The sequence below is a fragment of the Pseudomonas sp. O230 genome (assembly GCF_045447035.1).
Taxonomy (GTDB): Bacteria; Pseudomonadota; Gammaproteobacteria; order Pseudomonadales; family Pseudomonadaceae; genus Aquipseudomonas.
Window position 1 is genome coordinate 355,432 of record NZ_JBJGXN010000001.1, and the last position, 23,280, is coordinate 378,711.

A 23,280-nucleotide genomic window follows, 5' to 3' on the forward strand; every position below is an offset into this window, starting at 1 on the left:
ATTTTCTGTAGCCTGAAACACCGCTTTCGCGAGCAAACCCATTCCCACATTAGACCGAGTCGTCTCATAAGAACGCAGTCAACTGTGGGAGCGGGCTGGCTCGCGAAGGGGCCCTCAAGTTGTAACATCCCGCAAAAAAATCGGTAGTCATCGGCCCCGAGCCGCATTAGCTTAGACGTCTGTCACGAGTCTGAGTCGAGGTGTTCGATGGAGCTTCAAACATGGCTGGCGTTTTTTGCCGCCTGCTGGGTGATCAGCCTGTCTCCCGGTGCCGGCGCCATTGCGTCGATGTCCAGCGGTCTGCAATACGGTTTCTGGCGCGGTTACTGGAACGCCCTGGGACTGCAATTGGGTTTGGCGGTGCAGATCGCGATTGTCGGCGCCGGTGTCGGCGCGATCCTCACGGCCTCGGCTACCGCCTTCTACGCAATCAAATGGTTTGGCGTGGCGTACCTGGTTTATCTCGCGATCAAGCAATGGCGCGCGCTGCCCAGCGACATGAGCGACGACGCGGCGGTGCGTCAGATCGGCAAGCCGATGGCCCTGGTGTTCCGTGGCTTCCTGGTCAACATCAGCAACCCCAAGGCTTTGGTGTTCATGCTGGCAGTGTTGCCGCAGTTCATTGACCCCCATGCGCCGCTGCTGGCTCAGTACCTGATCATCGGCGTGACCATGGTCTGCGTTGACCTGATCGTCATGGCCGGTTACACCGGTCTGGCGTCCAAAGTGCTGCGCCTGTTGCGCACGCCCAAACAGCAAAAACGCATGAACCGCACGTTTGCCGGGCTGTTCATTGGCGCAGCGGCGTTCATGGCGACGCTGCGTAAAGCGGCGGTGTAAAACCGTCAGGCACAAAAAAAGGCGACCCCGACAGGTCGCCTTTTTCGTTCCCGTGTCATCGAACCGGAGGAGCCGGCTTGCTGGCGAAGGCAGCACACACGGTGTTACTGAAACACCTGGGTGACTGCATCGCCGGCAATCCGGCGCCTGCACAGAGCGCACGGCCTGGCGCGGAAACACCGGCGGCCTCTGCATTTCACACAACAAAGCTTGAGTGAAACTCATTCGAAGTGAACAATGTGTTACTTCGTATTTCCAATTGAGATTCATTCATGACTGCCCCGTCCCGTTTCCTGGCCTGGCTGGTGTTGCCGCTGTTTGCCTTGTGCAGTTCCAATCTGCTGGCCGACACCGTGGAAGGCGCGCCGCAAGCGCTGCATTTGCTCGATTACATCGGCGCGGACTACCCGCAATCTGTGCAAGCGGGCAAGGTCATCAGTGAATCCGAGTACCGCGAGCAGCTGGAATTTACCAAGGTGCTGCAAGGCTTGATCGCCGCCATGCCGGACAAACCGGAAAAGGCAGGGTTGGAGCAGGGCGTCAGCACACTGCACAGCGCCATCGCTGCTCGTCAGGACGGTGCGGACGTCGCCCGTCAGGCTCGGCAGCTTGGAGCGAAGCTGGCGGTGGCTTATGAAGTCAGTCAGGCACCGATCATTACGCCGGACCCGACCCGGGGCGCGCCGCTGTACGCCCAACATTGCTCGGTCTGCCATGGCGATACCGGTGCCGGGGATGGCCCCGCCGGTGTCGGCCTGACGCCGCCGCCGGCCAATCTGCGCGATGTTGCGCGCCAGGACCGATTGAGCCTCTACGCGATCTACAACACTTTGGGGATGGGCGTAGAAGGCACTGACATGCCGGCCTTCGCCGATCAACTGGACGACCGTCAGCGTTGGGACCTGGCGACCTACATCGCCAGTTTCAGTGCCGATCCGGCTACGGCAACATCCGAAAAAACCTACAACATCGCCGACCTGGCCCGTCAGACCCCGGCCGAAGTGCTGGCCGCTGAAGGCCCGCAAGCCGCCGCGACCTTCCGCGCCCAGCGTGCGCAACCGCCGCAGGTCAAGCGTGGCCCGGCGCAACTGCTCGATTACACCGCCGCGACGCTGGACAAGAGCATCGCGGCCTATCGTGCCGGCGATCATGATCAAGCCTATGACTTGTCGGTGGCGGCGTATCTGGAAGGTTTCGAGCTAGTCGAAAGCTCGCTGGACAACGTTGACGCCAACGTGCGCAAAGACACCGAAAAATCGCTGATGGCTTACCGTCAATCGTTGCAGGACGGTTTGTCGGTGGCCCAGGCCCAGCAGCGTCTGGAAGCGGCCAAAGCCAAGTTGAAAGAATCCGCCGGCCTGTTGGGCAGCGATGGTCTGAGCTGGTCCCTAAGCTACGTTTCCGGGCTGCTGATTCTGCTGCGTGAAGGTCTGGAAGCGATTCTGGTGCTGGCGGCGATTCTTGCCTTCCTGCGCAACACCGGCCAGCAATCGGCGGTGCGCAGCGTCAACGTCGGTTGGGGCCTGGCACTGCTGGCCGGTCTGGCGACCTGGGCACTGGCGGCGTATGTGATCGATGTGAGCGGTTCGCAGCGTGAACTGCTGGAAGGCGCGACGGCGCTGTTCGCCGCGGTCATGGTGCTCTGGCTCGGCGTGTGGATGCACGACCGTCGCCACGCCGCAGCCTGGCAGGATTACATCAAGAGCAGCCTGGTGGGCGGCGGCGGGCGTTTCGGTTTTGCGACGCTGGCATTCTTCTCGGTGTATCGCGAACTGTTTGAAGTGATCCTGTTCTACGAGACTTTGTGGTTGCAGGCCGGGCCAGCGGGGCATAACGCCGTGTTGGCCGGCGGTGCGACGGCACTGGTGTTGTTGGTCGGTCTGGCGTGGGTGATCCTGCGGGGCTCGGCGAAATTGCCGCTGTCGCTGTTCTTCAGTATCAACGCCGGGTTGCTGTGTGCGTTGTCGGTGGTGTTTGCCGGTCATGGCGTGAAGGCGTTGCAGGAAGCCGGGATCTTCGGCACGCGGCCGGTGCCGTTCTTTGACTTCGACTGGCTGGGCATTCACGCCGATGCGTATTCGCTGAGTGCTCAGGCGGTGGCGATCATTGCGATCATTGTGTTGTATGGGCGTAGCTGGATGGCGGAGAAGCGGCGGGTGCAGGTTTCTTAAAGGCATTCGCTACGCTCACAATCGCTGGCAAGCCGGCTCTACAGGATTGGGTATAACCTGTTGAGGCTGGCTGCCAGCGATTTTTTTTGGAGAGGTAAAACACAATGCGCGTGTGGATCGATGCCGACGCCTGCCCTCGGGCGGCCAAGGATCTGGTGGTGAAGTTCGCCCTCAAGCGCCAATTCGAAGTGGTGTTGGTGGCGGGGCAGCCGCAGATCAAGCCTGGGCTGGCGCTGGTGAAGCTGATTGTGGTGCCGAGCGGGCCGGATGCGGCGGACGATTATCTGGTGGAACACGCGGTGCCCGGCGAGCTGGTGATTTGCAGCGATGTGCCGCTGGCGGACCGTTTGGTGAAGAAAGGCGTGGCGGCGCTGGACCCGCGAGGCAAGGAGTTCGACGCACAGAACATGGGTGATCGGCTGGCGGTGCGCAACCTGTTCACCGATTTGCGTGAACAGGGGCAGATGAGCGGCGGCCCGGCGCCGTTTGGCGAACGTGAGAAGCAGGCATTCGCCAATGCGCTGGACCGGATTCTTACGCGGCTAACGCGCAAGCTCTAGGAGCGAGCTTGCTCGCGAGAAACCCGAGATTGACGCGGGGTGTCAGGCTAGACGCATCATCGTTTACGGCCTTCGCGAGCAAGCCCGCTCCCACATTTGAATCGTGTCAGGCGTCGTTTTCGTGGGTCAGTTCAAGCACGCGGTCGACCAGTTTGTTGATGCCGGACGCTGCTTCGCTAATGGTTTGCGCCAACATGTACGCCGGGGTGCTCACCAGTTTGCGCGCTTTGTCTTCGACGATGTCTGTCACCGCGCAGTCGGCGTGGGTCGCCCCCATTTTGTTCATCGCCGCGGCAGTGTCGGCATCATTGCCGATGGTACAGGTCACGCCCGGTCCATAAATCTTCGCGGCCAGCGCTGGCGAGATGCAGATCAGCCCGACCGGTTTGCCCGCTTCGGCAAACGCCTCGGTCAGGGCGAGGACATCGGGTTGCACGGTGCAGCCAGCGCCTTCGATGGCGAAGTTCGACAGGTTCTTGGCCGCGCCGAAACCGCCGGGCACGATCAGCGCGTCGAAGTCTTCGACGTCAGCCTCACGCAGATCCTTGATGTTGCCCCGGGCAATCCGCGCCGATTCCACCAGCACATTGCGTGACTCGGGCATTTCTTCGCCGGTCAGGTGGTTGATCACGTGCAGCTGCGCGATGTTTGGCGCAAAACACTGCACCTGCGCGCCGCGCTGATCGAGTCGCAGCAAGGTAATCACGCTTTCGTGGATCTCGGCGCCGTCGTAGACGCCACAGCCGGAAAGGATCACTGCAATTTTTTTGCTCATGGGCTTTTCTCCAGATTCATGGCGTTAAATGTCCACTAATTTGTCACTCGTTGCCATAGGGTTAATTCGCGGCTACACCTAGCATCTGTCCTCAAGATTCCGACCGGGGCGCGTCATGGACTTCATTCTGTATGCGGTGCCGTTTTTCTTTGTGCTGATTGCCGTCGAACTGCTGGCCGACCGTTGGCGCGGGGTGAGCAATTATCGTGTTGCCGACGCAATCAACAGCATCAGCACTGGCGTGCTGTCCACCACCACCGGCCTGCTGACCAAAGGCGTGGGGCTGCTGACCTATGCCTTTGCCCTCAAGCATCTGGCGCTGTTCGAACTCTCGGCCAGCAGCGTTTGGGTCTGGGTGTTCGCCTTCGTGCTCTACGACTTCTGCTACTACTGGCTGCATCGCATGGGCCACGAACGCAACATCCTCTGGGCGGCGCATTCGGTGCATCACCAGAGCGAGGACTACAACCTCTCCACCGCGTTGCGCCAGACCAGTACCGGGTTCCTGTTGAGCTGGATTTTCTACCTGCCAATGGCGGTACTCGGCGTGCCGCTTCTGGTGTTCATCAGCGTCGCCGCGCTTAACCTTCTGTATCAATTCTGGGTGCATACCCGGCACATTCCCAAGCTTGGCTGGTTCGAGTGGTTCTTCGTCACGCCATCCAATCATCGGGCCCACCATGCACAGAACGCTCTCTACATGGATCGCAACTACGGCGGGGTGTTCATTATTTGGGACCGCCTATTTGGCTCGTTCCAGGAAGAGGACGACAACGAGCCGGTGATCTTCGGCGTTACCACGCCGCTGGCAAGCTGGAATCCGTTGTGGGCGAACGTGCAGTTTTACGCGCAGCTCTGGGATGACGCGCGACGGGCTGGAAGCACGTGGGACAAGCTGCGGATCTGGTTCATGCGCACTGGTTGGCGGCCGGCGGATGTGGCGGCCAAGTACCCGATGAACAAGCCGGATCTGAGTCAGTTCCGCAAATTCGAGGTGTCGCTGGACGGGCGCCAGCAGCTCTACGTCGTTCTGCAGTTCTGTGTGTACATCGCGCTGGGCAGCTATTTGATGAACTTCGAGCCGCATCTGCCGACCGCCGCGTTGGTGCTCGGCTGGAGTGCGGTGGCATTGGGTTTGTTTACGTTGGGCGTGGCCCTGGAGAATCGCCCGTGGGCGTTGAAGCTGGAGTTGCTGCGGCTGGCGTCGAACGTTCCGCTGGTGTGGCTGGCGCCGATGCTCGGGCTGTGGCCGGCCAGCGCGGTGGGCTGGGTCGGCCTGCTGAGTTACAGCCTGCTCAGCGGAATCGGTCTCTACTGTTGCAGAAACCGTTTCACTCGTTTGGCGTCTTGACCTCGGCGGCCTTGGCCTGCTCGGCCTTCAAGGCCTGCTCGTCGGCGTAGACCTGCTTCGCCAGACGCGCATTCTTGAAACGCCGGCGCAGCCACAGCACGACGCCCAGTATCAGCAGGGCGCCAAGCACCCATAGCTCGTATTTTTTGACGCTGCCCAGCATGCCTTCGAGTACCGCGCCGAAGTGATAGGCCGCTGCCGCCAGTGCGGTCGCCCATATCGCGGCACCGATCCCGTTCAGCAACAGGTAACGTGCGGGCGGATAGCCTGACAGGCCGATCGCTACCGGCATCACCGTGCGCAAACCGTAGACAAAACGGAAGCTCAGGACCCAGATGTCCGGGTGCCTGCGAATGTGTTCCAGTGCCCGGTCGCCCATCATCTGCCAGCGAGGCTTGCGCGCCAGTAACTTGCGGCCGTGCTTGCGTCCCAGGAAGTACCACAGCTGGTCGCCGGCATAACTGCCGAAAAACGCCACGACCACCACCACGTTAATGTCCATGTAACCACGGAACGCGAGGAAGCCTGCGAGCACCAGGATGGTTTCGCCTTCGAAGAACGTGCCGAGAAAAAGGGCAAAGTAGCCGAAGTCATGCAGAAATTGTTGGAGCATTGTCTGGGTGCTGGCGAAATGAACGCGCAGCCTACGCCTTCGTGCACATTCATGAAAGTGTCCAAATGTGTCTCGACGTGAACATTTCCTACAAGGACAATGGAATGCGGCTACGTGTCACAGGGCTAAGCACGACTGTCATCTGTCCGTCATAATGGCCGCTTATAACTGTCACGCTCGCCCGTTAGCGCGGGCTCAGGAGTCTGCCGTGAGCTTCACCCCTGCCAATCGCTTGTTTCCAGCCACCCGCCTGCGCCGCAATCGGCGTGATGATTTCTCGCGTCGACTGGTTCGTGAAAATGTCCTGACCGTCGATGACCTGATCCTGCCGGTATTTGTGCTGGACGGTGAAAACCGTCGCGAAGCGGTGGCCTCGATGCCCGGCGTCGAACGCCTGACCATCGACCTGTTGCTGGCGGAAGCGGCCAAGTGGGTCGAGCTGGGGATTCCGGCCGTGGCGCTGTTTCCGGTCACGCCATCGGAACTCAAGTCGCTGGACGCCGCCGAAGCGTGGAACCCTGAAGGTATTGCCCAGCGCGCCACTCGTGCCCTGCGTGCGCAATTCCCTGAACTGGGTGTGATCACCGACGTCGCGCTGGACCCGTTCACCACTCACGGTCAGGACGGTATCCTCGACGAAGAAGGCTACGTGCAAAACGACATTACCGTCGACGCACTGGTCAGGCAGGCCTTGTCCCACGCCGAAGCCGGTGCTCAAGTGGTGGCCCCGTCGGACATGATGGACGGTCGCATCCAGGCGATCCGCGAAGCCCTGGAACTGGCCGATCACGTCAACGTGCGGATCATGGCCTATTCGGCGAAGTACGCCAGCGCCTATTACGGCCCGTTCCGCGATGCGGTCGGCTCGGCGCTGAACCTGGGCAAGGCCAACAAGGCCTCCTATCAGATGGACCCGGCCAACGGCAATGAAGCCCTGCACGAAGTGGCGGCGGACTTGTCAGAAGGCGCGGACATGGTCATGGTCAAGCCAGGCATGCCGTACCTGGACATCCTTTACCGGGTCAAAGAAGAATTCAAAGTGCCGACCTTTGTTTATCAGGTCAGCGGTGAATACGCCATGCACATGGCGGCGATCCAGAATGGCTGGTTGAGCGAAGGGGTTATCCTCGAATCCCTGACCGCTTTTAAACGTGCAGGCGCTGATGGCATCCTGACTTACTTTGCCGTTCGTGCTGCTCAATTGTTACGAGAGCAAAAATAGCCCTCCCAGGAACATTCGATGAATACCGAAGGACTCACTGAAGTTGCAGTACAAGAGGCTCAACCTGTGGTGGAGCAAATCGCTGAAACCCCACCGGTGCTGGAGCCTGCTCCACCCGCGGTGGTGGTCGAAACCGCGCCGGCGGCGCCAGCGATAGTCGTTCCGGGCCTGGATGACAGCAGCCTGTACATCCATCGCGAGCTCTCGCAACTGCAGTTCAATATCCGCGTGCTGGAACAGGCGCTGGACGAGTCCTATCCGTTGCTGGAGCGGCTGAAGTTCCTGCTGATTTTCTCCAGCAACCTGGATGAGTTCTTCGAAATTCGTGTGGCCGGCCTGAAGAAGCAGATTACCTTCGCCCGTGAACAGGCCGGCGCCGATGGTCTGCAACCGCACCAGGCCCTGGCCCGAATCAGCGAGCTGGTGCACGGTTACGTCGACCGTCAGTACGCAATCCTCAACGACATTCTGTTGCCGGAACTGGAGAAGCATCAGGTCCGCTTCATCCGTCGCCGTTACTGGACCACCAAGCTTAAAACCTGGGTCCGCCGCTATTTCCGTGACGAGATCGCGCCGATCATCACTCCGATCGGCCTTGACCCGACGCACCCGTTCCCGTTGCTGGTGAACAAGAGCCTGAACTTCATCGTCGAGCTCGAAGGCATCGACGCCTTCGGTCGCGATTCCGGTCTGGCGATCATCCCGGCACCGCGTCTGTTGCCGCGCGTCATCAAGGTGCCAGAAGAAGTCGGTGGCCCTGGCGACAACTATGTCTTCCTGTCGTCGATGATCCACGCGCACGCCGATGACCTGTTCCAGGGCATGAAGGTCAAGGGCTGCTACCAGTTCCGCCTGACCCGTAACGCCGACCTTGCGGTCGACACCGAAGACGTAGAAGACCTGGCCCGCGCTCTGCGCGGCGAGTTGTTCTCCCGTCGCTACGGTGACGCGGTGCGTCTGGAAGTAGCCGACACCTGCCCGAAACACCTGTCCGACTATTTACTCAAGCAGTTCAACCTGCACGAGACCGAGCTGTATCAGGTCAACGGTCCGGTCAACCTGACCCGCCTGTTCAGCATCACCGGCCTGGACAGTCAGCGCGAGCTGCAATACCTGCCGTTCACGCCGCAGATCCCGAAACTGCTGCAGAACAGCGAGAACATTTTCAGCGTGATCAGCAAGCAGGACATCCTGCTGCTGCACCCGTTCGAGTCGTTTACGCCGGTGGTCGATCTGCTGCGCCAGGCGGCCAAGGATCCGCACGTATTGGCGGTCCGTCAGACCCTGTACCGTTCCGGCGCCAACTCGGAAATCGTTGATGCGCTGGTCGATGCCGCGCGTAACGGCAAGGAAGTTACCGCGGTGATCGAATTGCGTGCGCGGTTCGACGAAGAGTCCAACCTGCAACTGGCCAGCCGTCTGCAAGCGGCCGGTGCGGTGGTGATTTACGGTGTGGTCGGCTTCAAGACCCACGCCAAGATGATGCTGATCCTGCGCCGCGAGGCCGGTGAGATTGTGCGTTACGCCCACTTGGGAACCGGCAACTACCACGCCGCCAACGCCCGTCTGTACACCGACTACAGCCTGCTGACCTCGGACGACGCCTTGTGCGAAGACGTCGGCAAACTGTTCAGCCAGTTGATCGGCATGGGCAAGACCCTGCGCATGAAGAAGCTGCTGCACGCACCCTTCACCCTGAAGAAGGGCATGCTCGACATGATTGCCCGCGAGACGCAGTTCGCTCTCGACGGCAAACCGGCGCACATCATTGCCAAGTTCAACTCGCTGACCGATCCGAAGATCATCCGCGCGCTGTACAAGGCCAGTCAGTCCGGCGTACGCATCGATCTAGTGGTGCGTGGCATGTGCTGCCTGCGTCCAGGAATTGCCGGGGTTTCGCACAACATCCACGTGCGTTCGATCATCGGTCGCTTCCTGGAACATACCCGGGTCTTCTACTTCCTCAATGGCGGCGAAGAGCAGATGTTCCTCTCCAGTGCCGACTGGATGGAGCGCAACCTCGACAAGCGCGTCGAGACTTGCTTCCCGGTGGAAGGCAAGAAGCTGATCATGCGGGTCAAGAAAGAGCTGGAGCTTTATCTCACTGATAACACTCACAGCTGGAGTCTGCAGGCGGACGGTCGTTACATCCGCAACACACCGACCGGCAACCAGAACCCGCGCAGTGCGCAGGCGACGTTGCTGGAGCGGTTGGGCAGCCCGATTCTGGCCGTTCGTTAAGCCTCACGTGGCATAAAAAATGGCGATCCCTGCGGATCGCCATTTTTGTTTCCACTATCCCTTGCAGGTCACTGTGGGAGCTGGCTTGCCAGCGATGACGATCCTGCAATCACCGCAAGGCTGAGATCCTATCGCCAGCACGCCGGCTCCTACATGCCCGTGTTTTCCGAGCGGTTATCGGTGGTTTATCGAACGTTGAGCACGAAACCAACCCGTGTCAGCCATTCCGCTTCAAGCGCGAAGTCGGCTTGGGTCAGCTGGTTTTCGTCCAGCCAGTTTTCCGGGAACTGCACATCCAGGCTATGGCCATTGGCGTGCAATACCACCTGAGGCATTTCCTGGGTGCCGCGGATGTGATGGAACAGGATCGCAAAGCGCAGCAGTACGCACAGGCGAATCAGCTTGATGCCGTCGTCGCCGAAATCGGCAAACCGGTCCTTGGGAATATTGCGACGGTGGCCACGCACCAGTAGCGCGAGCATCAGTTGGTCTTCGCGGGAGAACCCGGCCAGGTCCGAATGCTCGATCAGGTAAGAACCGTGTTTGTGGTACTGATAGTGAGCGATGTCCAGGCCCACTTCATGGACCTTGGCGGCCCAGCCCAGCAACTCGCGCCAGACGCCGTCATCCAGATCCCAGTCCGCTGCCACCTGATCGAAGGCATGCAGCGCTTTGCGCTCGACCCGTGCCGCTTGTTCCAGATCGACGTGGTAACGCTCCATCAGCGAGCTGAGCGTGCGCTCCCGGACGTCTTCATGATGATGACGGCCCAGCAGGTCATAGAGCACGCCTTCGCGCAGAGCGCCTTCACAGTGATCCATGCGTTGCAGTTCGAGGGCATCGAAGATTGCTTCGAGAATCGCCAGGCCCGCCGGGAAGATTGCCCGGCGGTCAGGCTTGATGCCTTCGAAATCGATTTTCTCGACGTCACCCAGTTTGATCAGCTTGCGCTTGAGCCAGGCCACGCCCTCGGCGTTGACCTCCCCCGTGCCGTGCCCGCCGGCCTTCAACGCCAGACCGATGGCGCGAATGGTGCCCGAAGAGCCGATGGCTTCATCCCAGGTCAGGCGATGCAGGGCGTGTTCGATGCTCATGATCTCCAGCCGCGCCGCCGTGTACGCCTGGGCGTAGCGGGCCGGGGTGATCTTGCCGTCCTTGAAATAGCGCTGGGTGTAGCTGACGCAACCCATTTGCAGGCTTTCGCGCAGCAGCGGCTCGAAGCGCTGGCCGATAATGAATTCGGTACTGCCACCGCCAATGTCGGCCACCAGGCGTTTGCCCGGCGTGTCGGCGAGGGTGTGGGACACGCCGAGGTAGATCAGACGCGCTTCTTCACGGCCGGAGATGACTTCTACCGGGTGGCCGAGGATTTCTTCGGCGCGGTGGATGAATTCGTTGCGGTTACGGGCTTCACGCAGAGCGTTGGTGCCGACGATCCGCACGGCGCCCTGGGGCATACCGTTGATCAGTTGGGCGAAGCGCTTGAGGCAATCGAGCCCGCGCTGCATGGATTCTTCGCTGAGCTTGCGCTCTTCGTCGATGCCGGCGGCCAGCTGAACCTTCTCCCCGAGACGCTCGAGAATGCGGATTTCGCCGTTCTGGGCCTTGGCCACGACCATGTGAAAGCTGTTGGAGCCCAGGTCGATTGCGGCGATCAGGGACAGATTCTTGGCTTGGGATTGCGGCATGGTCAGGGGGTCTCGGTCGATAACCCAGACATCGTGCCACGATCAAAGGCTGACGCCAACGCGCAGTGTTCAAAGCCTTGATCCTGCGCAGGAAAGCAGGTGGCTGCTGCGCGGTCAATCGCGGGCAGGCTCGCTGCCACAAGGATCTATGTCGTTCGCGGAATCGAAGCGCACAGCGAACCCTGTGGGAGCGGGCTTGCCCGCGATGAGGCCATCACAGACCCTCAAAAACCTTCAGGCTGTCGCTTCCACCGTCCCGATGAAATTCGCCAACTCCGCCGTCTGCGGATTCGCGAACAAAATCTTCGGATCCCCCACCTCATGCACCTTCCCCAGATGCATGAACACCAACTTATCCCCAACCTCCCGGGCGAAACGCATTTCATGGGTGACCATAATCAGCGTCATGCCCTCCTTGGCCAGTTGCCGGACCACGCTCAGCACCTCATTGACCAGTTCCGGGTCCAGCGCCGAGGTGATCTCGTCGCACAGCAAGACTTTGGGCGACATCGCCAAAGCCCGGGCAATCGCCACCCGCTGTTGCTGACCGCCGGACAGTCGATCCGGGAACGCATCAAACTTTTCCCCCAGCCCGACCCGTTCCAGCATCTCCCGCGCCAGCTCCTTGGCTCTGGCCTTGGGCACTTTCTGCACCACCTGCGGCGCGAGCATCACGTTCTCGCCCACCGTCAGGTGCGGAAACAGGTTGAACTGTTGAAACACCATCCCGACCTTCTGCCGCAGGCTGCGCAGATCGGCGCGGGCCGCGTCGAGGTATTCACCGTCGACTTCGATCACGCCGTCGTTGATCGACTCCAGGCCGTTCAACGTGCGCAGCAGTGTCGATTTGCCCGAGCCGCTGCGGCCGATGATCGCCACCACCTGGCCTTCCTCGACGCTGAGATCGATGCCTTTAAGCACATGGTGGTCGCCGTAATATTTATGCAGGGCGGAAATTCTAAGCAGAGGCATGCAGTCTCCTTTCCAGGTAGCGCGCACTGAGGGACAAGGGGTAGCAGAGCAGGAAGTAGCCGAGGGCGACGAGGCCGTAGACCATGAACGGTTCGAAGGTCGCATTGGCAAGCATCCCGCCGGTCTTGGTCAGTTCGGTGAAGCCAATGATCGAGGTCACGGCGGTGCCTTTGACCACTTGCACCGAAAACCCCACGGTCGGCGCCACGGCGATGCGCAGCGCTTGCGGCAGGATCACGTAGCGCAGTTGCTCCAGCGGGTTGAGCGCCAGGCTCGATGAGGCTTCCCACTGGCCGTTGGGGATCGAATCGACGCAACCGCGCCAGATCTCTGCCAGGTAAGCGCTGGTAAACAGGGTCAGGGCAATCGCCGCCGCCATCCACGCGGAGATTTCCACTCCGGCCAGCGCCACCCCGAAGAACACCAGGAACAGCTGCATCAACAGCGGCGTGCCCTGGAACAGCTCGATGTAGGTGCGTGCAACGTTGCGTGGCAGGGCTTTTTTCGAAATGCGCATGACCATGATCAGCAAGCCGATCAACCCGCCGCCGATAAACGCCACCAGCGACAACGCCAGCGTCCATTGCAGCCCTGTGAGCAAGTTGCGCACGATGTCCCAGAAGGTGAAATCGCTCATTGGCTGCTCCTCGCTATGTATCGACGGCCGATCCAGTTCAGCAGTTGGCGGATCAGCAGCGCCATGCACAGGTAGATCAGCGTGGTCAGGGCGTAGGTTTCGAAGGCGCGGAAGTTGCGCGACTGAATGAAGTTGGCGGCAAAACTCAGCTCTTCGGTGGCGATTTGGGAACAGACCGCCGAGCCGAGCATGACGATGATGATCTGGCTGCTCAGCGCCGGCCACACCTTGCCCAGCGCTGGCAGCAGAATCACGTGGCGGAAGGCTTCGAAACGGCTCATCGCCAGCGCCGCTGCGGCTTCCAGCTGTCCTCGCGGAATCGCTTGAATGCCGGCGCGGATGATCTCGGTGGAATAAGCGCCGAGGTTGATCACCATCGCCAGCACCGCCGCCTGCCATTCAGAGATCTGCAGGCCCAGCGACGGCAAACCGAAGAAGATGAAAAACAGCTGCACCAGAAACGGCGTGTTGCGGATCAACTCGACGTAAACCCCGAAGATCGCCGAGAACGGACGGATGTTCCACGCCCGCACCAGCGCACCGATGATGCCCAGACCGACGCCGAGCACCGCGCCGATGGCCGTCAATTCCAGGGTGAACAGCGCACCGCGCAGCAGCAGGTCGGTGTTTTGCACCACCGGCAGAAAGTCGAACTGATAGGCCATATCAAGTCTCCCGAGCGACGATCAAAGATCGGCCGGCAGCGGCTCTTTCAGCCAGGTTTGTGAGTTTTTTTCCAGCGCGCCGTCAGTCTTGGCGGTGGCGAGGATCTGGTTGACCTTGCCCAGCAACGCTGGCTCGTTCTTGTTCACCCCGACGTAGACCGGCGAGTCCTTGAGCTTCACTTTCAGCGCCGGTACGCGTTTCGGGTTTTTCTCGCTGATCGCGACCATCACCACGTTGCCGCTGGCGATCAGGTCAACCTGGCCGGCGAGGTAGGCGGCGATGGTCGAGTTGTTGTCTTCGAAGCGCTTGATGGTTACGCCTTCGGGGGCAACTTTGGTCAGTTCGATGTCTTCGATGGCGCCGCGAGTGACGCTGATGGTTTTGCCCTTGAGGTCGTCCAGGCCTTTGATGGCGGCATCCGGCGGGCCGAACACCGCGAGGTAGAACGGCGCGTAGGCGCTGGAGAAGTCGATGACCTTCTCGCGTTCAGGGTTCTTGCCGAGGCTGGAAATCACCAGGTCCACCTTGCCGGTGGTCAGGAATGGGATACGGTTGGTGCTGTTGACGGGGGTCAGCTCGAGTTTGACCTTGAGCTGGTCGGCCAGCAGTTTGGCGGTGTCGATATCGAGGCCGCGGGGTTTCATGTCCGGGCCGACCGAGCCGAACGGCGGAAAGTCCTGAGGCACGGCAACCTTGAGGACGCCGCGTTTGACCACGTCCTCCAGACCGTCGGCATGGGCGGGCGCCTGGCTCAGCAACAGGCTGGCGAACAGGGAGGCGAGGAGGGCGCTGTAACGCAGGGTCATGGCAAATCTCCGGATCGGCGAGGAATGATTTCTGCGGATCGACAGAGCACGGGCCATGCCAACATCGGTTTTGCGGGCGCGAAGCTGCGGAATTGCTGGTGTTGCTCGGTCTTACTGGTCTGAACAGTCGCGCGGTGTTTTGCACTCTGATAGCGCATCTTCGCCAATCACCGAACCCCGGTGGGGCACGACTTGCCGGGCGCCGCGAATAGCTTTAAAACTAGCCGCTCATTCGCCTGGTTCGTCCGAAAACCATGAATTCGATCTCCCGAGCTGTACCTGAAGTGGCGCTGCAAGCCATCCGCAAATTGATCGCCGAACACGGTTTCGGGCCGGGGGATGCCTTGCCTTCGCAACGGGATCTGGCGGTGCAATTGGGGGTCAGTCGGGCGTCGTTGCGGGAGGCGTTGTCGTCGCTGAGTGCATTGGGCGTGATCAGTATTCAGCCGGGCAAAGGCGTTTTCGTACAGGCCCCGGTAGACCTGCCTCGCGCCGATGCGGCGCTGAGCTGGCCATTCGCGGCACAGGCGTCGCCGCTGGATATTTTCCAATTGCGCTATGCCCTGGAAGGTTTTGCCGCCGGGCTGGCTGCCGTGACGTTGAGCACCGATGAACTCGATGCGTTGGAGGACAACGTCGCCGCGATGCGCAACGAATTGAAGGTTGGCGACTTCGAGGCGGCGGCGCGCCTGGACTTCGAGTTTCACCGGCGCATCCTGCTGGCCAGCGGTAATCAGGCGATGTTGAGCATCCTGACAGCCAGTGCCGATATTTTTCTGGAGAGCCAGAAGCTACCGTTCATCCGGGCCGAGCGCGCCATGGAAACCTGGCAGGAGCACCGCAAAATCCTCCGTGCACTGGCCCGCCGCTCGTCCGCTGCGGCGCAGAAGGCGATGCACGAACATGTGCGCAATGCCGCGCTGCGCACCGGAATTGCCTTCGTCGCTCCCGCCACATCCTGACTTGAGCTATACCCAAACTCATGGACCACCATAGCGAGACTCAATCATCTGCACCTTCCTGAACGAGGGAAGGGCGGCTATGATGGGCCACGTTTTTTTGCTTACAACCTGGAGACTTCCATGAGCAGCGATCTTATCAAACACGTTAGCGACGCTAGCTTCGAGGCCGACGTACTCAAGGCCGAAGGCGCTGTACTGGTCGACTACTGGGCTGAATGGTGCGGCCCTTGCAAAATGATCGCTCCTGTTCTGGACGAGATTGCTGAAACCTACAAAGGCAAGCTGACCGTTGCCAAACTGAACATCGACGAAAACCAGGAAACCCCGGCCAAGCATGGCGTGCGTGGTATCCCGACCCTGATGCTGTTCAAGAACGGCAACGTTGAAGCGACCAAGGTCGGCGCACTGTCGAAGTCGCAACTGGCTGCTTTCCTCGACGCCAACATCTAAGCGTCGCAGTAAAGTGTCCGAAAAAAGGCCCCGCATATTGCGGGGCTTTTTCGTTATTGAGGGCTAGACGCTCCGAAACTCAGGTGGTACATTCGGCCCCGCACTGGTTTCTCCACTGCCCCCTGCTAGCCGTCGCCGACGCACTCCTTTTCGAATAAGTACGCGATCCTGTCGCCTTCTCTGCGGCGCGGCCTCATTAAGCCAAAAGCTTAATTTCCCCCCCCTCCATAAATGATTACGTCATTCCTATATGAATCTGACTGAACTCAAGCAAAAGCCGATTACCGAACTGCTCGAATTGGCCGAACAGATGGGCATAGAAAATATGGCCCGTTCGCGCAAGCAGGACGTGATTTTCTCCCTGCTCAAAAAGCACGCGAAAAGCGGCGAGGAAATCTCCGGTGATGGCGTGCTGGAGATTCTCCAGGACGGCTTCGGCTTCCTGCGCTCCGCTGACGCTTCCTATCTCGCCGGCCCGGACGATATCTACGTCTCGCCGAGCCAGATCCGCCGTTTCAACTTGCGCACCGGTGACACCATCGTTGGCAAGATCCGTCCTCCGAAGGAAGGCGAGCGTTATTTCGCGCTGCTCAAGGTCGACACGATCAACTACGATCGTCCCGAGAATGCGAAAAACAAGATTCTCTTCGAGAACCTGACCCCGCTGTTTCCGACCGTGCGCATGAAGATGGAAGCCGGCAACGGTTCCACCGAAGACTTGACCGGTCGTGTCATCGACCTGTGCGCCCCGATCGGCAAAGGCCAGCGCGGTCTGATCGTTGCACCGCCGAAAGCCGGTAAAACGATCATGTTGCAGAACATCGCTGCCAACATCGCACGTAACAACCCTGAAGTTCATCTGATCGTGTTGCTGATCGACGAACGTCCGGAAGAAGTAACCGAAATGCAGCGCACCGTGCGCGGCGAAGTGGTTGCCTCGACGTTCGACGAGCCGCCAACCCGCCACGTGCAGGTTGCCGAAATGGTGATCGAGAAGGCCAAGCGCCTGGTCGAACACAAGAAAGACGTGGTGATCCTGCTCGACTCCATCACCCGTCTGGCTCGCGCCTACAACACCGTGATCCCGAGCTCCGGCAAAGTGCTCACCGGTGGTGTCGATGCCCACGCCCTGGAGAAACCGAAACGTTTCTTCGGCGCCGCGCGGAACATCGAAGAAGGCGGCTCGCTGACCATCATCGCCACCGCGCTGGTTGAAACCGGCTCGAAGATGGACGAAGTGATCTACGAAGAATTCAAAGGCACGGGCAACATGGAACTGCCGCTGGATCGCCGTATCGCTGAAAAACGCGTGTTCCCGGCCATCAACATCAACCGTTCCGGCACCCGCCGCGAAGAGTTGCTGACGGCCGACGACGAGTTGCAGCGTATGTGGATCCTGCGCAAGCTGCTGCACCCGATGGACGAAATCGCTGCCATCGAGTTCCTGGTCGACAAGCTGAAAACGACCAAGACCAACGATGAGTTCTTCCTGTCGATGAAACGCAAGTAAGTCGATAGACCAGCAAAAGCCGGGGAAACCCGGCTTTTTGCTATCTGATTTTTGATGAACGGCACTTCGTTGTTCTGAACACAGGGGTTCGGCGCTAAACTGCCAGCCCCCGAACGCCACGGCCAATACGAGGCTCACGCATGCAGTATCGCGACTTGCGCGACTTTATCAGCGGCCTGGAACAGCGCGGCGAACTCAAGCGCATCCAGGTTCCGGTGTCCCCGGTGCTCGAAATGACCGAGGTCTGTGACCGCACCTTGCGTGCCAAAGGTCCGGCCCTGCTTTTCGAAAACCCGACGGGCTATGACATTCCCGTCCTCGGCAACCTGTTCGGTACCCCCGAGCGCGTTGCGCTGGGCATGGGCGCAGAAGCGGTCAGCGAACTGCGAGAGATCGGCAAGCTGCTGGCGTTCCTCAAGGAACCCGAGCCGCCGAAAGGCTTGAAGGACGCCTGGTCGAAGCTGCCGATCTTCCGCAAGATCATCGCCATGGCACCTAAAGTCGTCAAAGACGCGGTGTGCCAGGAAGTGGTCATCGAAGGCGACGACGTCGACCTCGCGATGCTGCCGGTGCAGACCTGCTGGCCCGGCGATGTCGGGCCGCTGATCACCTGGGGCCTGACCGTCACCAAAGGTCCGAACAAGGACCGGCAGAACCTCGGTATCTACCGTCAGCAAGTGATTGGCCGCAACAAGGTCATCATGCGTTGGCTCAGCCACCGTGGCGGCGCGCTGGATTACCGCGAGTGGTGCGAAAAGCATCCGGGCCAGCCGTTCCCGGTCTCCGTGGCGCTCGGCGCTGACCCGGCGACCATCCTCGGCGCCGTGACGCCGGTGCCGGACAGCCTTTCCGAATACGCTTTCGCCGGTCTTCTGCGCGGTAACCGCACTGAACTGGTGAAGTGCCGCGGCAATGACCTGCAAGTCCCGGCCACCGCCGAAATCATCCTTGAAGGCGTGATCCATCCGGGCGAAATGGCCGACGAAGGTCCGTACGGCGACCACACCGGTTATTACAACGAAGTCGACAGCTTCCCGGTGTTTACCGTCGAGCGCATTACCCACCGGATCAAACCGATCTACCACAGCACCTACACCGGTCGTCCGCCGGATGAGCCGGCGATTCTCGGCGTCGCACTGAACGAAGTGTTCGTGCCGATCCTGCAGAAGCAGTTCCCGGAGATCACCGACTTCTACCTGCCGCCCGAAGGCTGCTCGTACCGCATGGCCATCGTGACCATGAAGAAGTCGTATCCCGGCCATGCCAAGCGGGTAATGCTCGGTGTCTGGTCGTTTTTGCGACAGTTCATGTACACCAAGTTCGTTATCGTCACAGACGACGATATCAACGCGCGGGACTGGAACGACGTGATCTGGGCCATCACCACGCGCATGGACCCCAAGCGCGACACGGTGATGATCGACAACACGCCGATCGACTACCTCGACTTCGCCTCGCCGGTCTCCGGGCTGGGCTCGAAGATGGGGCTCGATGCCACGCATAAATGGCCGGGCGAAACCACTCGCGAGTGGGGCCGGGTGATCGTCAAGGACGACGCCGTGACCCAACGGATCGATGCCATCTGGAATCAGTTAGGAATAGATTGATGCGTGTAACTTTGCAGCCCTCCGGAGCAGTGCTTGAGATTCTGCCCGGCGAGCGGATTCTCGATGGCGCACGCCGTCTGGGCTATGAATGCCCGCAAAGCTGTCGTAACGGCAACTGCCATGTGTGCGCCGCGTTGCTGGTGGAAGGACGGGTCGAACAGGCCGGTGGTGTGCGCGACCATGGCGAGTTCTACACTTGCATAGCAGAGCCGCTGGAAGACTGCATCGTGCTGTGGGATGGCGTGCTCGCGCTGGGAGAATTGCCGGTGCGCAGCGTCTCGTGTCAGGTCATTGAATGCAAAGATGTCGGCGGCGATACCTGGCGTGTGAGCCTGCGCACGCCGGCCGGTAAGCCGCCGCGTTATCACGCCGGTCAGTATTTGATGATCGAGCGGGAGAACGGCGAGAAATCCGCCTTTTCCCTGGCCTCGGCACCGCATGCGGGGCGTGACCTGCAAATTCACGTACTGGCGCGCGAAAGCAGTGCGTTGAGCCTGATCGAGCAACTGCAGCGCAATCCGCTGGTGCGAATCGAAATGCCCTTCGGTGATACCCATCTGGCGGAGTTGCCGGACGGTCCGCTGGTGCTGATCGCCGCGGGCACCGGTATGGGCCAGATCCATAGCCTGATCGAACATTGCCGGGCCTCGGGCTTCAAGCATCCGGTGCACCTGTATTGGGGCGTACGTCGCCCTGAAGACTTCTATGAGATCGAGCATTGGGATGAGTGGCTGAAACTGCCCAATCTGTTCCTGCATAAAGTCGTCAGCGATCAGTGCGGCTGGCAGGGGCGCTGCGGGATGTTGCATGAGGCGGTGTGCGAGGATTTTTCTGACCTCAAAGCGCTGCATGTCTATGCCAGCGGTTCTCCGGCCATGGTCTATGGCACGCTGGATGCTCTGGTCGAAGCCGGGATGGATGCTCATCAGATGCGTGCGGATGTATTTGCGTACGCGCCGCGCTCTTGAGCCAAGCTCTTAATCGTTATAACTCCCTATATAGCCGATCGGTATTTATAGATTTATATAAATATCGGTAGGTTATATCGCACTCAGGCAATTATTTAAGAACTGTGCCATGGCACTTAAATTGCCTTAAAACATATGTGCCTTATTGTTACAGCGGTGCGTTCTATTAAGTAATTCATTACCCGCGGGGAGCTGAACGCTATTCGCCATGAGCGCCATTGAATCTGCTTTTATGAATCTGGCTTACCCTCCGCGGCTCGATCTGGGGCCGCAGCTTACGCACGAACAATTGCTCAGTTCGATGCAGTCGACCATGGCACGCCACAAGGGTGGGCCGGTCTGGTTGTTCGCTTATGGCTCGCTGATCTGGCGCCCTGAGTGCGCGGCAGTTGAGCGCGTTCGCGGTCGGGTGCATGGCTACCATCGCGGTTTGTATTTGTGGTCCCACGAACATCGCGGCACGCCGGAAGTGCCAGGGTTGGTGTTTGGCCTGGATCGCGGCGGTTCTTGCAGCGGCTTCGCTTATCGTTTGCCGGAAGAACAACTCGAAGCCTCTCTTTACGCGTTGTGGCAGCGCGAAATGCCATTCCCTTCGTATCGCCCGCACTGGCTCAACTGCCGTCTCGAGGATGGCAGCCAGGTTCAGGCGCTGGGGTTCGTGTTGGAGCGACACTTGCCCAGCTATGCCGGTAACTTGCCGGATCACGTGCTGAGCCATGTGTTTGAAAACGCTTGCGGGCGTTACGGCACCACTCGCGATTATGTCGAGCAGACCGCCAACGCCCTGCGTAGCCACGCCATGCCAGACCGGAATCTGGAGGCGCGGCTCAAGCGCTGTAAATCAAAGGTCGATCAAGCGATGGCTTCGCGGGACTGACTGGCGACCTGTTTGTGCCACAAGGTTGGCGCAAGGAACGCCATCGCCAGCAGGCATGCGCCGATCAGCAAGACGAAACCGCCGTCCCAGCCGAAATGGTCCACGGTGTAGCCCATGGCTGCACTGGCCGCGACTGATCCACCCAAGTAACCGAACAAGCCGGTGAAGCCCGCTGCCGTACCGGCGGCTTTCTTCGGTGCCAGTTCCAGCGCTTGCAAGCCGATCAGCATGACCGGACCGTAGATCAGGAAACCAATCGAGATCAGCGCGATCATGTCGACCGTCGGGTTGCCGGCCGGGTTCAGCCAATACACCAACGTCGCCACGGTCACCAGCGCCATGAACACCATGCCGGTCAGGCCACGGTTGCCACGGAAGATCTTGTCCGACATCCAGCCGCACAACAGCGTCCCGGGAATACCAGCCCACTCGTAGAGGAAATACGCCCACGAGGTTTTATCCACGCTGAAGCCTTTGGCTTCCTTGAGGTAGGTCGGTGCCCAGTCCAGCACGCCGTAACGCAGCAGGTAGACAAAGACGTTAGCCATGGCGATGTACCAGAGCATTTTGTTGCGCAGGACGTATTTGACGAAGATTTCCTTGGCGCTGAATTCTTCTTCATGGCTGGCGTCGTAGCCTTCCGGGTAGTCGTTCTTGTACTTCTCGATCGGCGGCAGGCCAACCGATTGTGGCGTGTCGCGCATGGTGGCGAAGGCAAACACCGCCACGGCCATGGCCACTGCTGCAGGCACGTAAAACGCCGCGTGCCAGTCATTGAACAGGCCCATGCCGAGCAGGAACAGTGGGCCGATCAGGCCGCCGCCGACGTTGTGCGCCACGTTCCACAAGGACACCACGCCCCCGCGTTCCTTCTGCGACCACCAGTGGACCATGGTCCGGCCACTCGGCGGCCAACCCATGCCCTGCGCCCAGCCATTGATAAACAGCAGGATGAACATGATGGTCACGCTGGACGTCGCCCAAGGCGCGAAACCGAAAATGAACATCACGCCGGCAGAAACCAGCAGGCCGAATGGCAGGAAGAAGCGCGGGTTGGAACGGTCGGAAACAATGCCCATCAGGAACTTGGACAAGCCGTAAGCGATAGCAATCGCTGACAACGCCAGGCCCAGCTCACCACGGGTATAGCCCTCTTCGATCAGGTAGGGCATGGCCAGGGAGAAGTTTTTGCGCAGCAGGTAGTAACCCGCATAGCCGATGAATATGCCGGCGAAGATCTGCCAGCGATGGCGTCGGTAGGCGCTGTCTATTTTTTCTTCAGGCAATGGAGCCTGATGTGCGGCAGGACGAAAGAAAGCAAACATTCAAGAGCTCCAGATTTCTTGTTTTGACTGCGGATGCGAATGTTACAGTTTCGTTACCGAAAATAGCACTGGTTCGCATCCTCAAAAAAGCGGAAATGTTGGAGATCGCATGTTCTTTTGCGAACATGTCGCTCAGGTATAAGTGAAGGGCGCTGTGGGAATTGTTACCTGACGATCCTTTATGACGCGGTTTTGTCCAGAGTAGGGCGGGGCTTTGGGAAACGTCCTGCGTCTAAAGGGGAAGCCATGGCGTTATGCAAAAAATCATCGAGCCTTACCCTATGTGCTGTTGCCAGATCTGGCTTTTCAGTCGCGAAGGAGTGGGAGTTATGCGGTGGTTTTTGTGTGTGCTTTTGCTGGTTTTGTCCATCGAAGTCAGGGCTGGCGAGGTGTTCCTGATTCCGGAGAACAATCCCAAGCCGGTTTACCCTGTAGCACTTTCCCGAAGCGGTATAACCGGCGCGCTGAATGTCAGTTTTACCGTCCATGCCGACGGATCGGTCAGCCAGGTCGAGGCCTCAAAGGACGCTCATCCCGATCTTGTCGAAGCCTCCCGAACGGCGGTAAGCCAATGGCGATACAAGCCCTGGGAGATTTCCATCGAGCGACCCGCGCAAATCCAGGTGGTCGCGCCGATGGTGTTCAGACTGGACGACAAGATGCCGATTCATGCCAACGAGGCGTTGAAAAAGTTGAGTTGTGGTGAGGTCGCCAAGGCAGCACTGCGGCTTGCAGATTACTCGTGGGTGGACATGCCGGTGTTCAGCTGGACGCGCAGTTACCTCACTCACTCCCTTTCGCCCGCGCAATTGCCGGAGGCGAGACGTCTGGAGCTCATCGCTAAACTCAACAAGAGCGTGCCTTCGATTATTCGGCGTTGTAATACGCATCAGGCGACGCGGTATGTGCATTTTCTGCCGAAGGAAATTCGCGAGTTACTTTGATTGGAAACATGAAGCGCTGTCTGTTTTCCAGTCATGTATCGAAAAAGCCAGAACAACCTCATCAGTTGTCCTGGCCTTTTTGCATCCTGCTGCGA

21 protein-coding genes are annotated in these 23,280 nt (G+C 59.7%); 13 read left to right on the forward strand and 8 right to left on the reverse strand.

What is annotated here, in order from left to right; translation table 11 throughout:
* The first annotated feature begins 207 nt into the window (after positions 1-207).
* The 3 genes from rhtB to ACI77H_RS01730 all read left to right on the forward strand — a co-directional run bounded on the left by rhtB (position 208) and on the right by ACI77H_RS01730 (position 3,571).
* Positions 208-840, forward strand: coding sequence for a homoserine/homoserine lactone efflux protein (gene rhtB / locus ACI77H_RS01720; RefSeq protein WP_017341420.1), 633 nt, complete (start codon positions 208-210; stop codon positions 838-840).
* Positions 841-1,112: 272 nt separating this feature from the next.
* On the forward strand, positions 1,113-3,011 hold the full coding sequence (locus tag ACI77H_RS01725) for an FTR1 family protein (RefSeq protein ID WP_407010062.1): 1,899 nt from the start codon (positions 1,113-1,115) through the stop codon (positions 3,009-3,011).
* Between the two features lie 104 nt (positions 3,012-3,115).
* Positions 3,116-3,571: a YaiI/YqxD family protein gene (locus ACI77H_RS01730; RefSeq protein WP_407010063.1), complete on the forward strand. Its 456-nt coding sequence runs from the start codon at positions 3,116-3,118 to the stop codon at positions 3,569-3,571.
* Between the two features lie 106 nt (positions 3,572-3,677).
* On the opposite strand, the gene elbB is transcribed toward ACI77H_RS01730, so the two are convergent.
* On the reverse strand, positions 3,678-4,346 hold the full coding sequence (elbB, locus tag ACI77H_RS01735; RefSeq protein ID WP_407010064.1) for an isoprenoid biosynthesis glyoxalase ElbB: 669 nt from the start codon (positions 4,344-4,346) through the stop codon (positions 3,678-3,680).
* A 115-nt stretch (positions 4,347-4,461) separates the two neighbouring features.
* Here elbB and ACI77H_RS01740 point away from each other — a divergent pair, with 115 nt between their 5' ends.
* Positions 4,462-5,697 (forward strand): sterol desaturase family protein, encoded by a 1,236-nt coding sequence (locus ACI77H_RS01740; protein WP_407010065.1) that lies wholly within the window; start codon positions 4,462-4,464, stop codon positions 5,695-5,697.
* On the opposite strand, the gene ACI77H_RS01745 is transcribed toward ACI77H_RS01740, so the two are convergent.
* A complete protein-coding gene (locus ACI77H_RS01745) occupies positions 5,678-6,310 on the reverse strand; it encodes a DedA family protein (RefSeq protein WP_407010066.1) in 633 nt (210 codons plus the stop codon). The two genes, ACI77H_RS01740 and ACI77H_RS01745, sit on opposite strands and share 20 nt — an antisense overlap.
* Before the next feature lie 208 nt (positions 6,311-6,518).
* Here ACI77H_RS01745 and hemB point away from each other — a divergent pair, with 208 nt between their 5' ends.
* Together hemB and ppk1 are read left to right on the forward strand one after the other, a co-directional pair.
* On the forward strand, positions 6,519-7,532 hold the full coding sequence (hemB, locus tag ACI77H_RS01750; protein WP_407010067.1) for a porphobilinogen synthase: 1,014 nt from the start codon (positions 6,519-6,521) through the stop codon (positions 7,530-7,532).
* Positions 7,533-7,550: 18 nt separating this feature from the next.
* Entirely contained in the window at positions 7,551-9,773 is a 2,223-nt protein-coding gene (ppk1, locus tag ACI77H_RS01755; protein WP_407010068.1) for a polyphosphate kinase 1, read from the forward strand.
* A gap of 185 nt (positions 9,774-9,958) precedes the next feature.
* On the opposite strand, the gene ppx is transcribed toward ppk1, so the two are convergent.
* The 5 genes from ppx to ACI77H_RS01780 all read right to left on the reverse strand — a co-directional run bounded on the left by ppx (position 9,959) and on the right by ACI77H_RS01780 (position 14,542).
* Positions 9,959-11,461 (reverse strand): exopolyphosphatase, encoded by a 1,503-nt coding sequence (gene ppx / locus ACI77H_RS01760; RefSeq protein WP_407010069.1) that lies wholly within the window; start codon positions 11,459-11,461, stop codon positions 9,959-9,961.
* Between the two features lie 234 nt (positions 11,462-11,695).
* Positions 11,696-12,433: an amino acid ABC transporter ATP-binding protein gene (locus ACI77H_RS01765; RefSeq protein WP_407010070.1), complete on the reverse strand. Its 738-nt coding sequence runs from the start codon at positions 12,431-12,433 to the stop codon at positions 11,696-11,698.
* Positions 12,420-13,070 (reverse strand): amino acid ABC transporter permease, encoded by a 651-nt coding sequence (locus ACI77H_RS01770; protein WP_150638095.1) that lies wholly within the window; start codon positions 13,068-13,070, stop codon positions 12,420-12,422. Before ACI77H_RS01770 ends, ACI77H_RS01765 begins: the two co-directional genes overlap by 14 nt.
* Positions 13,067-13,735 carry an amino acid ABC transporter permease gene (locus ACI77H_RS01775; RefSeq protein WP_407010071.1) on the reverse strand — a complete coding sequence of 223 codons (669 nt, stop codon included), beginning with the start codon at positions 13,733-13,735 and terminating at the stop codon, positions 13,067-13,069. The genes ACI77H_RS01770 and ACI77H_RS01775 overlap by 4 nt, the downstream gene beginning before the upstream one ends.
* Before the next feature lie 21 nt (positions 13,736-13,756).
* The gene (locus ACI77H_RS01780) at positions 13,757-14,542 is read right to left on the reverse strand and encodes a transporter substrate-binding domain-containing protein (RefSeq protein ID WP_407010072.1); all 786 of its coding nucleotides are present in this window, start codon (positions 14,540-14,542) and stop codon (positions 13,757-13,759) included.
* 254 nt (positions 14,543-14,796) lie between these two features.
* Between ACI77H_RS01780 and ACI77H_RS01785 the strand changes: the two genes are divergently transcribed.
* The 6 genes from ACI77H_RS01785 to ACI77H_RS01810 all read left to right on the forward strand — a co-directional run bounded on the left by ACI77H_RS01785 (position 14,797) and on the right by ACI77H_RS01810 (position 20,916).
* Complete coding sequence (locus ACI77H_RS01785) at positions 14,797-15,504, forward strand: FadR/GntR family transcriptional regulator (RefSeq protein ID WP_407010073.1); 708 nt, start codon at positions 14,797-14,799, stop codon at positions 15,502-15,504.
* Between the two features lie 120 nt (positions 15,505-15,624).
* Positions 15,625-15,954 (forward strand): thioredoxin TrxA, encoded by a 330-nt coding sequence (gene trxA / locus ACI77H_RS01790; protein WP_003206727.1) that lies wholly within the window; start codon positions 15,625-15,627, stop codon positions 15,952-15,954.
* Between the two features lie 250 nt (positions 15,955-16,204).
* Positions 16,205-17,464 (forward strand): transcription termination factor Rho, encoded by a 1,260-nt coding sequence (rho, locus tag ACI77H_RS01795; protein WP_007942421.1) that lies wholly within the window; start codon positions 16,205-16,207, stop codon positions 17,462-17,464.
* Positions 17,465-17,604: 140 nt separating this feature from the next.
* Positions 17,605-19,071 (forward strand): 4-hydroxy-3-polyprenylbenzoate decarboxylase, encoded by a 1,467-nt coding sequence (gene ubiD / locus ACI77H_RS01800; protein ID WP_407010074.1) that lies wholly within the window; start codon positions 17,605-17,607, stop codon positions 19,069-19,071.
* The gene (locus tag ACI77H_RS01805) at positions 19,071-20,039 is read left to right on the forward strand and encodes a CDP-6-deoxy-delta-3,4-glucoseen reductase (protein ID WP_407010075.1); all 969 of its coding nucleotides are present in this window, start codon (positions 19,071-19,073) and stop codon (positions 20,037-20,039) included. Before ubiD ends, ACI77H_RS01805 begins: the two co-directional genes overlap by 1 nt.
* Before the next feature lie 208 nt (positions 20,040-20,247).
* Entirely contained in the window at positions 20,248-20,916 is a 669-nt protein-coding gene (locus ACI77H_RS01810; RefSeq protein ID WP_407010076.1) for a gamma-glutamylcyclotransferase, read from the forward strand.
* Here the strand turns inward: ACI77H_RS01810 and glpT are convergent.
* Positions 20,892-22,241 (reverse strand): glycerol-3-phosphate transporter, encoded by a 1,350-nt coding sequence (gene glpT / locus ACI77H_RS01815; protein WP_150632091.1) that lies wholly within the window; start codon positions 22,239-22,241, stop codon positions 20,892-20,894. The genes ACI77H_RS01810 and glpT overlap by 25 nt on opposite strands.
* A gap of 329 nt (positions 22,242-22,570) precedes the next feature.
* Here glpT and ACI77H_RS01820 point away from each other — a divergent pair, with 329 nt between their 5' ends.
* Complete coding sequence (locus ACI77H_RS01820) at positions 22,571-23,185, forward strand: energy transducer TonB (RefSeq protein ID WP_407010077.1); 615 nt, start codon at positions 22,571-22,573, stop codon at positions 23,183-23,185.
* Positions 23,186-23,280: the final 95 nt, after the last annotated feature.

Excerpts from the sequence above, each read along its gene's own strand:
- rhtB (WP_017341420.1), top strand. The coding sequence starts at position 208 with ATGGAGCTTCAAACATGGCTGGCGTTTTTTGCCGCCTGCTGGGTGATC.
- ACI77H_RS01725 (WP_407010062.1), top strand. The coding sequence starts at position 1,113 with ATGACTGCCCCGTCCCGTTTCCTGGCCTGGCTGGTGTTGCCGCTGTTT.
- ACI77H_RS01730 (WP_407010063.1), top strand. The coding sequence starts at position 3,116 with ATGCGCGTGTGGATCGATGCCGACGCCTGCCCTCGGGCGGCCAAGGAT.
- elbB (WP_407010064.1), bottom strand. The coding sequence starts at position 4,346 with ATGAGCAAAAAAATTGCAGTGATCCTTTCCGGCTGTGGCGTCTACGAC.
- ACI77H_RS01740 (WP_407010065.1), top strand. The coding sequence starts at position 4,462 with ATGGACTTCATTCTGTATGCGGTGCCGTTTTTCTTTGTGCTGATTGCC.
- ACI77H_RS01745 (WP_407010066.1), bottom strand. The coding sequence starts at position 6,310 with ATGCTCCAACAATTTCTGCATGACTTCGGCTACTTTGCCCTTTTTCTC.
- ppk1 (WP_407010068.1), top strand. The coding sequence starts at position 7,551 with ATGAATACCGAAGGACTCACTGAAGTTGCAGTACAAGAGGCTCAACCT.
- ppx (WP_407010069.1), bottom strand. The coding sequence starts at position 11,461 with ATGCCGCAATCCCAAGCCAAGAATCTGTCCCTGATCGCCGCAATCGAC.
- ACI77H_RS01765 (WP_407010070.1), bottom strand. The coding sequence starts at position 12,433 with ATGCCTCTGCTTAGAATTTCCGCCCTGCATAAATATTACGGCGACCAC.
- ACI77H_RS01770 (WP_150638095.1), bottom strand. The coding sequence starts at position 13,070 with ATGAGCGATTTCACCTTCTGGGACATCGTGCGCAACTTGCTCACAGGG.
- ACI77H_RS01775 (WP_407010071.1), bottom strand. The coding sequence starts at position 13,735 with ATGGCCTATCAGTTCGACTTTCTGCCGGTGGTGCAAAACACCGACCTG.
- ACI77H_RS01780 (WP_407010072.1), bottom strand. The coding sequence starts at position 14,542 with ATGACCCTGCGTTACAGCGCCCTCCTCGCCTCCCTGTTCGCCAGCCTG.
- ACI77H_RS01785 (WP_407010073.1), top strand. The coding sequence starts at position 14,797 with ATGAATTCGATCTCCCGAGCTGTACCTGAAGTGGCGCTGCAAGCCATC.
- trxA (WP_003206727.1), top strand. The coding sequence starts at position 15,625 with ATGAGCAGCGATCTTATCAAACACGTTAGCGACGCTAGCTTCGAGGCC.
- rho (WP_007942421.1), top strand. The coding sequence starts at position 16,205 with ATGAATCTGACTGAACTCAAGCAAAAGCCGATTACCGAACTGCTCGAA.
- ubiD (WP_407010074.1), top strand. The coding sequence starts at position 17,605 with ATGCAGTATCGCGACTTGCGCGACTTTATCAGCGGCCTGGAACAGCGC.
- ACI77H_RS01805 (WP_407010075.1), top strand. The coding sequence starts at position 19,071 with ATGCGTGTAACTTTGCAGCCCTCCGGAGCAGTGCTTGAGATTCTGCCC.
- ACI77H_RS01810 (WP_407010076.1), top strand. The coding sequence starts at position 20,248 with ATGAGCGCCATTGAATCTGCTTTTATGAATCTGGCTTACCCTCCGCGG.
- glpT (WP_150632091.1), bottom strand. The coding sequence starts at position 22,241 with ATGTTTGCTTTCTTTCGTCCTGCCGCACATCAGGCTCCATTGCCTGAA.
- ACI77H_RS01820 (WP_407010077.1), top strand. The coding sequence starts at position 22,571 with ATGCGGTGGTTTTTGTGTGTGCTTTTGCTGGTTTTGTCCATCGAAGTC.